We start from the raw sequence: 13,813 nt of genomic DNA, 5'->3' as shown, positions 1-13,813 counted from the left end.
TCCTTATTTTTCATAGATATTTTTAAGTAACAAGACAGTCTCATTTAATTGGTAATTTCGATCTTCACTAAAATATTGCTTAATAAGATTGAGACAAGCCAAGATACTATACCATTTGACTCGCTTATAAAATGAGTCGGTTTGCTTAAATTGATAGGCATTAAACCAGTAGATCCATTCGCTAGGTGGGAAATAGCGGCAAAGTAGAAAACAAATATCATATAAAGGATCAGCAATCTTAACATTATCCCAGTCTACTAGGTAAAGATGATTGTTAGCAGACATTAAAAAATTATTGTGATTTAAATCTCCATGGCATATCACATAAGTGACAGTCATAAAATCGTTATCAATTGTTTCAGCTAGTCGTTGAGCGACCTTGCTGAAATATTGATGATTTTGTAGAGAAATCGGTAGATCCTTATAATATAAATTCAGTAATTCTTTTGGCGAAAATTCTTCTGCATCCGCTCGCTTTAATAAATTTAAAAGAGAGTGATTATCATGAATTGAACGAATCAGTTGAATTACAGCTTCACTTCCCATGTCTTCTTTAGTCAGCAAGTAACCATCTTTCCATTCTTGAGCAGTCAAAACATCCCCAGAATAGGTTCTTTGAGTCCACTTTAGTTTAGGAGTAATGCCTTCAGCAGCGAGTGCGGCAATAAAAGGAGAGGTATTTCTTTTGAAGAAAACTTTCTCATTCTGACTCACACCCATGTAGGCTTGTCCTGTGTTCCCATCTAGGGGGGTCATTTGCCATTCATCTGTATTATGATACATTCACTCGCTCCTTTCTCTTTAGTCAATAAGCTTTATTTTATCAAATAGAGAATATTGGTCAACTCTTATTTATAAGACGATTATTTTACCATCACAAAATAGCCGAACAGGGAAGAGGTCATTAATCGGTAAGCGATTACAAATTATAACGTCTAGAAATGTTCGGTCAATCATTTATTATAAAAAATGCTAATGTGTCGTGTATGTGTTCAAAATTTCGCCTGTATAGATGTCGGCAGAAAATGAGTAATGTACAGGTTTTCCTTTTTCCATTCGCGTAATCCCACCGACATAGACCAGTGGCTGTGAATCAAAACCAGTATATTCAACGGCATCATAATCAATCCATGAACCTATAATTTCACCTTCAGTAGCGAAAATTTGTTTAACATTTTCCAGAATCTTGCCTGCATTCATCGGTCTGTTTTCTTTATAAAAAATTGCTCCTGCCGCACCAATAATCATTCCTGATACAAGAACAAGTGCTCCAATTAAATTGCTGTTTTGCTTATTTGACATATATATCCTCCCGTATTTAAGCTACTAATTGTAAACGAATCATAACATAAAAGAAGAATTAAGCATAGAAAGCTGCCTTCCGCTACTGAATTGCTTTTAAAGCCTATTTATGCCAAAATATATAGAGATAACAATTAGATTAAAGTGGGATGAGGGGGGATGTGGCCAAGCCACAATTACTATGAATGAGAGTACGTATCAATTAATTAAAGAATTAACAGAACTACAGGGTATTTCTGGTCATGAACGTCGCATACGAGAGTATATGAAAGACCAGATGACAGAATTAGTAGATGAAATTCACCAATCCAGACTTGGAAATATTTTTGGTATTAAAAAGAGCTCGCAAAATCATGCTCCACGTCTAATGATCGCTGCTCATATGGACGAAGTGGGTTTTATTGTTCGGGAAGTGACTGATCGGGGATTGATGCGAGTGACCCCAATTGGAGGTTGGAATCCCTATGTGATTTCTGCTCAACGTTTTACTTTACAGACTAAAGCCGGAGATTACCCGGTTGTTTCGGGAGCAGTCCCTCCTCACTTATTGCGAGATGGGAATCAAAAAGACTCTTTATCGGCTGACTCTGTTCTTTTTGATGCAGGATTTAATAGTAAAGAAGAGGCTGAAGAGTATGGGGTTAGACCGGGAGATCCTGTGGTGCCAGCAGTCGAAACGGTCCGGACTGCTAACGAAGATTCGATTATTTGTAAAGCATGGGATAATCGTTATGGCTGTGCAGTTGTGATCGAAACATTACGGGAGATTCAAGGCAAAGATTTACCTAATGAACTCGTTATAGGAGCCACTGTTCAAGAAGAGGTTGGTCTTCGAGGGGTGCGAGGTGCGGTGCACCAATTTCAACCAGATGTATTTATTGCAGTGGATTGTTCACCTGCCAATGATACAGAAAAAGAAACCACCAGTGAGGGACAATTAGGTAGAGGGTTCTTATTGAGAGTGCAGGATCCCGGAATGATTACTCATAATGGCTTAAGAGAATACATCCAAGATACTGCTTCTAGTTATAATATTCCTTATCAATATTTCTTTTCTAAGGGTGGGACAGATGCAGGCGCTGCCCATACCATGAATGATGGAATACCAAGTGCTGTTATTGGTGTTCCAGCGAGATATATTCATGGGCATCAGACGCTTTTCAAAGTTGAGGATTACGAAGCAGCAAAAGAGTTTTTACAACATTTAGTCATAAATTTTGATCAAACGACATACGAGACAATTATTCAGGCATAGGAGATAATGAGAATATGAGAAATTGGTTAGCTTTTTATAATCCAGAGGGTATTGGCGATGTTTTACTTTTAACTTGTGCCAATGCTGATGGAGCTCACTTGATATCAGAAAGTAGAGGTCCAATAACAGAAATTAAAGATAAGACAAATGGAGAAATTGTGGGATTGAATATTCATAGGATTTCTGAATATTTTGTTCCAGATGGCAACGGTCTTGTATTGCTGACTTCTGACCAGGTGACACAACTTAATCAGCTTTTAGAAGCGAACGCTTTCGATTATGTGATTAGTGTGGATAATCGAACAAAGTTTGTAGTGGGGTTAGTAGAAGAGTGTGTTCCACACGAAGATTCTGATCATCTGCATATTACCAAGACTCGCATCTCACAAGATGAGGTATTGCAAATTGTTTGTGGTGCGGCCAATATAGCTCAAGGACAAAAGGTCTTAGTGGCGAAGCCAGGAGCCGTGATGCCATCAGGATTAATCATATGGCCAGGTGAACTTCGAGGAGTTCAATCAAACGGTATGATTTGTTCTACGAGAGAATTAGGGTTAGAAGAACTAGAAAATTATCCAGGCATTTGGGAATTGACTACTAAGGCAGAAATCGGACAAACCTTGGAAGAAGTAAAGACGCTTTACGTGTAAATTTGCCAAAATAGGAGGCATATGAATGATCAAGGATGGAGATTATCAAGGGCCTGTTTTTTATCAGAATAAGAAGAGCAAAGTCAAACGCGATTTTAGACAAGGAATGACCAGGCGATCGGTTGTGGATCGATCGTTAGAAGAACCCGCCATTCATCGTAAACATCCACAAGCGGGTAGGAATTTTATTAAAAACCAAGCTGAGGAAAGGGACCAAAGAATTTCTTCGGAAGAAGCGGATCCAACTCTGAAAGTAACAAATGAGGAGCAGATTCCTTTTTTAAAAACAAAAAAGAATAATGAACATCTCTTGCAGGAAGAAAAATTAATCGAACGTTTAAATGAGCGTTCTAAACTAGATTTAGAACGTCAAAAGAGTTATAATGATTCATTGCCGAGAAGTCTCAGTCATCATCAGGAACTTTTAAGAAGCCAAGAAAACCGTGAAATAGATGAAAGATTGGATAATATTGATCATTCCTTAGAAACGGTTGGACGAATCCAGGCACAATATCGTGATGAAGAGAAAAAACTTCAAGTTAATCGTGAAGTATTATTGCGTCTAATCAAGGATAAAGAATCATTTTTGCTGTTCGAATAAGGGGGAAGTATATTGATTAGTAAAGATACTATTTACCATTTTGTAGGAATCAAAGGTTCGGGAATGTCTGCACTCGCTTTGATATTATTTGGTGAAGGATATAAAGTACAAGGAAGCGATGTAGGGAAATACTTTTTTACTCAACAAGAACTAGAGAATAACCAAATTGACCTATTAGAATTTTCTGCAGATAATATTCGTGAAGGGCAAACAATTATTGCAGGAAATGCTTTTGGTGATGATCATCCAGAGTTGGTGCGAGCACGAGAGCTGAATTTACCTATTTACCGTTATCACGACTTCTTAGGGGAATTAATTAATGATTATACTAGTATTGCGGTTACAGGATCACATGGAAAAACTTCCACCACTGGATTACTGTCCCATACCCTAAAAAATCTTGCGCCACTTAGTTATTTAATTGGTGATGGAACTGGAAAAGGGGATGAAACAGCGGAGTATTTTGCCTTAGAAGCATGTGAGTATCGTCGCCATTTTCTTGCTTATAAACCAGATTATGCCATTATTACAAATGTAGACTTTGATCATCCTGATTATTATCGTTCTATAGAAGATGTTTTTGGCGCTTTTCAATCATTTAGCCAACAGGCAAAGAAAGCGATTATTGCATGCGGTGAAGATCCTTATTTAAAAAATATTACGGCATCTGTTCCGATTTATTATTATGGGCTGAATGATCAATATGATATTTATGCCAATGACATACAACGAAATGAAGATGGGTCTAAGTTTGAAGTTTATATTAAGGGGCAAAGATTTGGCTCTTTCCACCTTCCATCCTATGGGGAACATAATATCTTAAACTCATTGGCAGTTATTGGTTTACTCTTTTTAGAAGGGTTTAAGGCTGAAGATATTGCCAAACATATTGCCACTTTCCAAGGAGTTAAGCGTCGTTTCTCCGTTAAACAAGTCCAAAATTTAATTTTGATTGATGACTATGCTCACCATCCAAGTGAAATTAAGGCGACGATTGATGCTGCTAAACAAAAATATCCAAATCGTCGGGTTGTTGCAATTTTTCAGCCTCATACTTTTAGTCGAACGGTTGCTTTACTGCAAGAATTTGCAGATTCTTTATCTTTAGCTGACCATGTTCATTTGGTGGACATTTTTCGTTCAGCTCGTGAAACAGAAGGAGAAATTAGCATCCAAGATCTAGCAAAAATGATTAATGAGAAGGTTGAAATTATCTCTACCGATCATCTTTCTCCTTTGATGGAGTATCAGGATGAAGTTTTATTATTTATGGGTGCAGGAGATATAGACAACCTAGCAAGACAGTTTGAAGATGCATACGGCTCTTTGAATTTAACCACTTTATAGAATATCAATCTAAGGCCAACCTGTGTGTTGGCCTATTTGTATAGAAAGTAGGAAAAATAATGTCTAATCGTACAATAATGTTAATTGACGGCTCCAGTTTGGCTTTTCGTTCTTTTTATTCTATTTTAGATATTGAACGATTCAAGAATAAAGCAGGCTTACATACGAATGCTCTTTTTTCATTTAATCGTATGTTAGATAATGTTTTACAGGAGTTTGAGCCAAGTCATGTGTTAGTTGCTTTTGATAAAAGTGATGTAACCTTTCGTACAGAAAAGTATGATCATTATAAAGCGGGTAGGCAAAAAGCCCCGAGTGAGTTTAAGGAACAAATGCCGTATTTTCGAGTGTTATTAGATGCATATGGGATTAAACACTATGATTTAATTAATTACGAAGCTGACGATATCATTGGAACGCTGGCTTTTCAAGCAGATGCCGATGATAAAGTAGTGATTATCTCTGGTGATAAAGATTTAACTCAATTAGCTAGTGATCATGTGACGGTATATATTACGCGCAAAGGGGTTTCTGATCTAGAAGCTTATACTCCTTTAGTGATTAAAGAGAAGTGGGGAATTACTCCTAATCAAATTGTGGATATGAAAGGAATGATGGGAGATTCTTCAGATAATTACCCTGGTATTACTCGTATAGGTGAAAAAACTGCCGTTAAATTATTAAAGCAGTTTGGTTCTTTAGAAAATATGTATGATCGTTTAGATGAATTAAAAGCTTCAAAAATGAAAGAAAATATTATTAACGATAAAGAAGAAGCTTATATGAGTAAAGATTTGGCGCAAATTTTACAAGATGCACCGATCGAAATTGCCATGGATGATCTAGTTTGGAAAGAAAAAAATATAGAAGCGCTGGTTGATTTCTATCGCCATATGGAATTTAATAGCTTTTTGAAACAGATCCAAGGGGATTCATTAAATGTAACGAGTCAAACTGAGGATGATAAGCAGTTTGCAGATTATGAGATTGTAGCGTTGCAACAGACAGATGAGATTACGAGCGAAGTCTTACCTGATTATGCTGTTTATTATTCGGAAACATTGGTAGATAATTATCATATTGCTGAAATTCAGGCAGTAGCTTGGGCGGATCCTTTAACTGAAAAAGTGTATATTATGGAGAAAGACATTGCCTTTCAGAGTTCAATTTTTAAAAAATGGTTAGCTAATCCTCAGGCATTAAAAATCTTTTACGATTATAAACGTGAGGCAGTGATTGCATCAAGATATGATTGCCAACTTGAAGGACTCGATATGGATATCTTGATTGCGACTTACTTAGTAGATACTCATAATGCTCAGGAACTTGCAGATATTGTTAATCTATTGGATCTTTCTGTTTCTGTTAGTTATGATGAAGCAGTTTATGGCAAGGGAGTCAAAAAGAAGGTGCCAGAGGAGTTAGGTGTTTTTCATCAACATCTTGCTAAAAAGTTACAAGCACTTTATCTTGCGAAGGAACCAATACTGCTTAAATTAGATGAGGTAGTGATGACGGATCTTTATTATGAGATGGAGTTACCTCTTGCTAAGTGTTTAGCTCAATTAGAAATTATAGGAGTTAAGGTAAATCAAACAACACTTGAGGAAAAAAATGATCAAGTTCTTTCTCGTATAAAAGAGATGGAAGATGAAATATACAAGATGGCTGGAGAGAAGTTTAATATTAATTCTCCCAAACAACTTGGAGTTATCCTGTTTGAAAAACTAGAGCTACCTGTTCTGAAGAAAACAAAAACAGGTTATTCGACAGCAGCCGATGTTCTTGAAAAGTTATTGGCTAAGCATCCGATTGTGCAAGCTATTCTTGACTATCGTCAAATTGCTAAGCTTCAGTCAACTTATCTTGCCGGTTTGCCTCCTTATATAAAGGAAGATGGTAAAATTCATTCCCGTTTTGTGCAGACACTTACTCAAACTGGGCGACTTTCTTCAACGGATCCTAATTTGCAGAATATTCCAATTCGTATAGAAGAGGGGCGATTGATTCGTCAAGCATTTGTGCCTAGTCAAGAAGATTGGTTGATGTTTGGTGCTGATTATTCGCAAATTGAATTAAGGGTATTAGCCCATATATCCAATGATGAGCATATGAAAGCGGCCTTTATAAACGGTGAAGATATTCATTCTGCTACAGCTAAAAGGGTTTTTCACCTGCCAGAAGATCAACCAGTTTCAGCTGATTATCGACGTCAAGCCAAGGCTGTAAATTTTGGCATTGTTTACGGTATTTCTGATTATGGTTTATCTCAGAATTTAAATATACCTCGAAAAGAGGCTAAAGCTTTTATCGATCGATATTTTGAAGAGTTTCCAGGGATTGCACAGTATATGGAAGAGATTGTGGCAGAAGCCAAAGAAAATGGGTACGTAAAAACCTTGTTTAATCGCCGACGTTATTTACCTGATATTAGTGCTTCAAATTTTAACATTCGATCTTTTGCTGAAAGAACTGCTATGAATTCCCCGATTCAAGGGACAGCAGCGGATATTATCAAAATTGCAATGATCAATTTACAGAAGAATCTTGAAAAAGAAGGATTGGAATCACGAATTATTTTACAAGTGCATGATGAATTGATTCTAGAGGGGCCAAAGGAAGAAATGGAGAGATTGACTCAATTGGTTCCAGAAGTAATGGAGGGGGCTGCTCAACTTTCTATTCCTTTAAAGGTTGATTGCGCAAGTGGTAAGAATTGGTATGAATTAAAATAGGGCTAGAATTCATTGAAAATCAGAAAAGCAGATGGGGATATCTGCTTTTCTGATTTTTTGCTCAATAGGCAGGGGAGCTTTTTCTAAGAGAATTTTTGTCTATTTTAAAGAGATTTTAGCTTATTCTGAAATAAACGGAAAAACTTTCTAGGATAGGGCGGATTTTCTGATGCTTTATTTAGGAAGTTTAGCATACTATATATGACAATAGAGCTTTGGAGCATCGTTTATAACGAACTCATTTTGAAAAGAGTAAAAGTATACAAGGATGAATCTAAACTTAAATTATTATATAATATGCCCTGTATGGAAAATTAATTAAGGATGGACACTATGAAAAGAATATTAGCACAGGTTATTCGCTTTGTTTTTGTTGGAGGGACCGCCACTTTATTGGATATGGTCATCTTATATGTATTAAATTATCATTTAAATATTAATCATATGATTGCTGCTACCATTGCGTTTGTGATAGCAACATTTTACAATTATTATATGAGTATGAAATTTGTTTTTAAAAGTAAGTTTGGAAATGAGGAGAGGCACAAGGAATTCATTGCCTTTTTTATTTTAAGTGTGGCCGGTTTATTGATCACATTACTGGGCTTGGCGATTTTTGTTGATTGGATGCATCTAGAAGTAATGCTATCTAAAGTTCTTGTAGGTATTGTGGTAATGGCCTTTAACTTTATAACTAGAAAAATATATTTTGAAGCTTAAAATCAGTGAAATGTAAGGAGCGAGGGAATGAAAATCACAATTTTAATCCCATTCTATAATGAGGAAGAGATGATTGTTAAAACTCACAATACACTAACCAAAGAGCTTGATAAGCTAAAGGATTATCAATTTGAGCTCCTGTATATTAATGATGGATCGAGTGATCGAACCTTAGAGCATATGCGATCAATTGCTCAGAATGATTTAAGAGTGAAATATATTTCTTTTAGTCGAAATTTTGGGAAGGAATCGGGCATGTTGGCTGGTTTTGAGCATGCAACGGGTGAGGCTGTTATTATAATGGATGGTGATCTACAAAATCCACCCAGGTTAATCAAAGAAATGTTAGATAAATTCCAGGAAGGTTATGACATTGTTAATGCCAAACGGACAAGAAGAGGAGAGAAACGTTCCACTAATTTGTTTGCCGGTTTATTTTATCGTGTAGCGAATGATTTAATGGAAGTTCAACTAACAGATGGGGTTTCTGATTTTCGTTTGCTATCACGTAAAGCTATTGAGGCTATAACGTCTTTGCAGGAATATAATCGCTTTTCAAAAGGACTTTTTTCCTGGATTGGATTTAAGAGTACTGTGATTGAATATGATAATGAGTTAAGAGAAGCGGGGCAGACCAAGTGGTCATTTAAAAAATCGCTAAACTATGCTTTAGATGGTATTTTGTCTTTTTCAAATCAACCTCTTCGAATGATATTTGCATTAGGCCTTGTGTGTATTGCGATTGCTTTGTTATATGTTCTTTGGCTTTTTATCTCTTATATTATTAGTCCTGCAACAGCTGTTTCGGGTTACTTTACGACAATTTTTACTGTTGTTTTATTTGGAGGGGTCCAATTAGTTTCAATAGGCGTCCTAGGTGAGTATATTGGAAAGATCTTTTATGAAGTGAAAGGACGTCCTCATTACATAATTGAAGAAAGCAATATCGAGGTGGATGACTAGTGAGAAAAAATAAATTTTCAATTTTACTGTGGAGTGGGTTGGCTCCTTTATTAATTATGTTAGTAGCATGGTTCTTTAATGATTTTTATCCTTTTGGGACGAAATCTTTTTTAGCTATCGATTTTAATCAACAATTTGTGGACCTGTATATTTTTATGCGGAATACTATTCGATCAGGTGATTGGGGCAGTTTTTTCTATTCTTTTACAAAATCATTAGGTGGTAATATGGTAGGGGCTTGGGCCTATTATTTGATGAGCCCTTTTAATCTTATTTATCTGCTTGTTCCTGTTGATCATATTTCCTATGCAGTATTCATTTCTGTTTGGTTGAGATATGGCGCAATGGGTTTGGCCATGGCTTACTATCTCGTAAAGAGACATAATGGTCAGGAATCCCCCTATTTAACGATTGCTTTATCTTCTGCTTATGCCTTAAATGGGTTCGCAGTTTCTTATCAAATGGCCCCTATTTTTATGGATGCGCTATGGTTAATGCCTTTATTATTAGTGGCTCTAGAGGAATTGCTAGACGGAAAAAGTCCTATTAAGTATATCCTTCTTCTGGCCATTACGATGGTTATCCAATATTATATGGGCTATATGATTTGCTTATTTATATTTATGTATACTTTTTATTATTTATTTATTCATTCACAAAATCATTCAATCCAGTCTTTGACAGGTAAAGTAATGAGGCTAGGAGGGTATTCTCTTTTAGGGATTGGCTTATCTGCCTTCTTGATGTTACCTAACATTTACAATTTGCTAAATTCCAAAGCAGCATTAGAATCTACTCTTTCATTTGATTGGGAGCTGCAAATTAATCCGTTGGATATTTTCTCTAAATATATGATTGGTGCTTTTGATAACCAGTCTTGGTCGTCAGGCCCTAATTTACCAAATCTTTATATGGGATCACTAGCTGCTTTTGGAACTTTTATTTATTTTATATCTGATAAGATAAAACGCAGTCATAAAGTAGCGTCATTAGTTATACTTCTGATCTTTTTCTTTTCAATTACACATGAATTTACAAGTAAAATTTGGCATATGGGACAGAATCCTGCAGGCTTTTTCTATCGTTTTTCATGGATTGTCATTTTCTTTCTTTTGGTTTTAGCTTTCCAAGGATTACAAAAACGATTGATTAAAAGTCACGATGTCTTTATTGGCTTAAGTCTGATGTTTATGATTCACGCTATCGTAATAGCTAAAGACTATACTTTTCTATCAGCAGAACAGCAACAATTGTCGGCCTTATGTTTTGGCTTAGTGTGTCTCATTCTTTATTTTGTGAAGGGGTCAGTTCTAAAGGGGATATTGCTTATCTTCTTGACATTCACTGAACTAGGAGTGAATGCTTATTATTCTCAGGAAGATATTAATCACAATAATGCGTTTAAATTTGAGAATGCGCTAAGTGTGATTGATCAGGCAATAGACGAAATTCGGCCTAGTCAGGATGATTTTTATCGCATTTCAAAAACATTCTATCGTTCTAAAAATGATCCTATGACGTTTAATTATCCAGGTTTAACCAATTTTTCTTCCAGTTTAGAAGGAACCACTCGGGATTTGTATGAGCGTTTAGGGAACTCAGGAATCGATGCTTCTGTTTATTACTATGGGACTCCTTTAACAGATGCCTTATTAGGTGTGAAATATTTTGTTAATAATGAATCTTTTTCTACTGATAATCAGAAAGAAATGGATGAAACTTATATTTTCCCAACGGATGTGACAAGGAAAGACGTTATTCAGCCAGACAATTTAGTGGGAGCGACCGATCGTTTCTCTTTATATCAGGTACAACATACTTTACCAATTGCATTTGGAATTAGTGATGCAGCAATGGATCTGACTTTACTCGATAATATGCCTATTTTAAATCAAAATGCGATAGGGCAAGCTCTGACTGGAAGTAAAGATTTTCTCTTTGAGGAAGTACCGATCAAAAAAGAAGTGAGTAATTTAAAGCAGGGACTTACGGAAAATGGAGATCAAATTTTTTCTAGAGAAGATCCAAGTAAAGAAAGTAGCATGAGAATTACCTTAACAGCTGATACAGATGATGCCTACTTTATTACAATTCCACAAAGTTTATCGACTCATGAATCCGAAGTAGAATTATACTTAAATGGTGAAGAGTTTGATTACCGTTCAAAGTTTGGATCAGATCAATTCTTTAATATTGCTTATCAAGAGCAAGGACAAGAACTTGAGTTTAAAATTGATATTAAGGCCGACCGCCAGTTTAATTTGACAAACTTAAAAGTAGTAAGGTTTAATCAAAAAGAGTTTGAAAAACTTGTAAAAGCTAGAAAGCAAGAAGGTTTGGAATTGCAAAGTTGGGGGTCTAATTATGTTCGGGGAAGTATTAAGATAGAAGAAAGTCCGTGGGTCTTCACCTCAATCCCATTTGATAAAGGTTGGCAAGTGAAGGTAGATGGTCAAAAAGTTGAGACTCAGGTTGTGTGGGATTCATTATTAGCCTTTCCAATTGAAGCAGGCTACCATGAGATAGAAATGACTTTTATTCCAAAAGGGCTAATAATCGGAAGTCTTTTGTCGATAGTATCATTAGTGATCTTTTTCCTTTTAATCCTTATTAGAAGACATCATAATCGTTAGGCAAAGGTAGGACCCATTCTTTAAATAAAAAATTATTTAGATTGACGAGGGGAGAACTCTCGTCTCTTCTTGCTATATGCAGGAACGATTCGAATAAAGTATAATGGAGAATGATTAGGAGGGATTAAGTGCCAGAATTACCAGAGGTTAACTCCGTGATGATGGGATTAAATCAATTAGTAAAAGGTAAAACAATTCGTGATGTTTTGATTGATTGGCCAAGAATTGTAGGAGCCGAAAGCCCTATTGAATGTGAAGAGTTCGTAGCTCAATTAAAGGGTCAGACAATATTAGAAATTGGACGTAGAGGAAAGTATTTGATCTTTTATTTATCAGACCTTTTCTTGATTTCTCATTTACGGATGGAAGGGAAATATTGTTATTTTTCTTCAGAAAAACTAACAAATTATACTCGAAACAAACATACACATGTACGATTTATATTGACGGATGGAAGTCAGTTAGATTATGAAGATGTGCGTAAATTTGGCCGAATGGAAATTGTAGCCAAGAATCAATTACAAGAATTTTTTGAACAAAAACAATTAGGACCAGAGCCTATTGTAGAAGAGTTTCATCTTCAAGAATTTGCAAAGAAGCTTTCAAAAATCAAACGTCCCATAAAAACTGTTCTGTTAGAGCAGAAGGTGGTAGCTGGTTTAGGAAATATTTATGTTGATGAAGTTCTTTTTCGAGCAAGAATACATCCTAGCACGTTTGCAAATCAATTATCAGAATCTGAAATTAATATTTTGCATCTAGCAATTATGAAGGTGATTGAAGAAGCTGTAGCAGCAGGTGGATCATCTATTCGCACCTATCGCAATTCATTAGGTGAAGCTGGTAAGTTTCAGCAAAACTTAAAAGTGTACGGTCGTGCTGGTCAACCTTGTGAACTTTGTGGTGTTACAATCAAAAAAATAAAGTTAGGACAGCGGGGGACGCATTTTTGTCCAAATTGTCAACCAATAAAATAATAATTAGGGGAAAGAATGATGCCATATAGAATTGCCCTGACCGGTGGTATTGCAACTGGAAAGTCGACAGTTGCTAAATATCTTCGCAGTAAAGGCTATCAAGTAATCGATACAGATCAGATAGCAAGAAAAGTTGTAAAGCCTGGGAGTCCAGGTTTAGAAGCCTTGGTAGTGAATTTTGGCTCTGAAATTCTGGATGATAGTGGAGAACTTCATCGGAAAAAATTGGCCGAAAAAGTTTTTTCTGATAAGCAGTTGCTAAATCAATTGAATGAAATCATGCACCCACTCATTTTCAATGAATTAGAAAAACAAATACAACTGTATGCGGAACCTATTATTTTTATAGAAGTTCCACTTTTGTATGAAACAGAGAAAAGTGCGGATTATGATGAAGTTTGGTTAATTTATGCGTCACATCGTTTGCAATTGAAACGTTTGATGTCTCGTGATCTTTTATCGGAAGCGTTAGCCAAAGATCGAATTCATAGTCAATGGCCGATTGAAGACAAAGTGAAATGGGCAGATCGAGTGATATCGAGCGAAACAACAATCCAACAAATGCATGAACAAGTAGACGATGCATTACAGAAAGTATTAAATAAGTTATAATAAGTTTACTTAATGATT

At 35.9% G+C, this 13,813-nt stretch carries 12 protein-coding genes; 10 read left to right on the top strand and 2 right to left on the bottom strand.

Annotated features, from left to right (window positions below; all coding sequences use genetic code 11):
- Window positions 1-3: 3 nt before the first annotated feature.
- Both HZY91_RS07585 and HZY91_RS07580 read right to left on the bottom strand, forming a co-directional pair.
- Complete coding sequence (locus HZY91_RS07585; protein WP_197115677.1) at window positions 4-783, bottom strand: phosphotransferase family protein; 780 nt, start codon at window positions 781-783, stop codon at window positions 4-6.
- A 189-nt stretch (window positions 784-972) separates the two neighbouring features.
- Window positions 973-1,302: a hypothetical protein gene (locus HZY91_RS07580; RefSeq protein ID WP_197115676.1), complete on the bottom strand. Its 330-nt coding sequence runs from the start codon at window positions 1,300-1,302 to the stop codon at window positions 973-975.
- A 181-nt stretch (window positions 1,303-1,483) separates the two neighbouring features.
- Between HZY91_RS07580 and pepA the strand changes: the two genes are divergently transcribed.
- The 10 genes from pepA (at window position 1,484) to coaE (ending at window position 13,795) form a co-directional block, all read left to right on the top strand.
- Entirely contained in the window at window positions 1,484-2,557 is a 1,074-nt protein-coding gene (pepA, locus tag HZY91_RS07575) for a glutamyl aminopeptidase (RefSeq protein ID WP_197115765.1), read from the top strand.
- Between the two features lie 14 nt (window positions 2,558-2,571).
- Window positions 2,572-3,207, top strand: coding sequence for a YtpR family tRNA-binding protein (ytpR, locus tag HZY91_RS07570; protein WP_197115675.1), 636 nt, complete (start codon window positions 2,572-2,574; stop codon window positions 3,205-3,207).
- 25 nt (window positions 3,208-3,232) lie between these two features.
- The gene (locus HZY91_RS07565) at window positions 3,233-3,808 is read left to right on the top strand and encodes a hypothetical protein (protein ID WP_197115674.1); all 576 of its coding nucleotides are present in this window, start codon (window positions 3,233-3,235) and stop codon (window positions 3,806-3,808) included.
- Window positions 3,809-3,820: 12 nt separating this feature from the next.
- Complete coding sequence (gene murC / locus HZY91_RS07560) at window positions 3,821-5,155, top strand: UDP-N-acetylmuramate--L-alanine ligase (RefSeq protein ID WP_197115673.1); 1,335 nt, start codon at window positions 3,821-3,823, stop codon at window positions 5,153-5,155.
- Between the two features lie 59 nt (window positions 5,156-5,214).
- Complete coding sequence (gene polA / locus HZY91_RS07555) at window positions 5,215-7,890, top strand: DNA polymerase I (protein WP_197115672.1); 2,676 nt, start codon at window positions 5,215-5,217, stop codon at window positions 7,888-7,890.
- Window positions 7,891-8,223: 333 nt separating this feature from the next.
- Window positions 8,224-8,610 carry a GtrA family protein gene (locus HZY91_RS07550; RefSeq protein WP_197115671.1) on the top strand — a complete coding sequence of 129 codons (387 nt, stop codon included), beginning with the start codon at window positions 8,224-8,226 and terminating at the stop codon, window positions 8,608-8,610.
- 27 nt (window positions 8,611-8,637) lie between these two features.
- Window positions 8,638-9,573 (top strand): glycosyltransferase PgfS, encoded by a 936-nt coding sequence (pgfS, locus tag HZY91_RS07545; RefSeq protein ID WP_197115670.1) that lies wholly within the window; start codon window positions 8,638-8,640, stop codon window positions 9,571-9,573.
- Complete coding sequence (locus tag HZY91_RS07540) at window positions 9,573-12,206, top strand: YfhO family protein (protein ID WP_328752368.1); 2,634 nt, start codon at window positions 9,573-9,575, stop codon at window positions 12,204-12,206. Before pgfS ends, HZY91_RS07540 begins: the two co-directional genes overlap by 1 nt.
- Before the next feature lie 128 nt (window positions 12,207-12,334).
- The gene (mutM, locus tag HZY91_RS07535; RefSeq protein WP_197115669.1) at window positions 12,335-13,183 is read left to right on the top strand and encodes a DNA-formamidopyrimidine glycosylase; all 849 of its coding nucleotides are present in this window, start codon (window positions 12,335-12,337) and stop codon (window positions 13,181-13,183) included.
- An 18-nt stretch (window positions 13,184-13,201) separates the two neighbouring features.
- Entirely contained in the window at window positions 13,202-13,795 is a 594-nt protein-coding gene (coaE, locus tag HZY91_RS07530; protein WP_197115668.1) for a dephospho-CoA kinase, read from the top strand.
- The last annotated feature ends 18 nt before the right edge of the window (window positions 13,796-13,813 follow it).

This window comes from Facklamia lactis (assembly GCF_015863205.1).
Taxonomy (GTDB): Bacteria; Bacillota; Bacilli; order Lactobacillales; family Aerococcaceae; genus Facklamia; species Facklamia lactis.
Note: the sequence above shows the minus strand (reverse complement) of the source record. Positions and strands in the feature narration are given on the sequence as shown.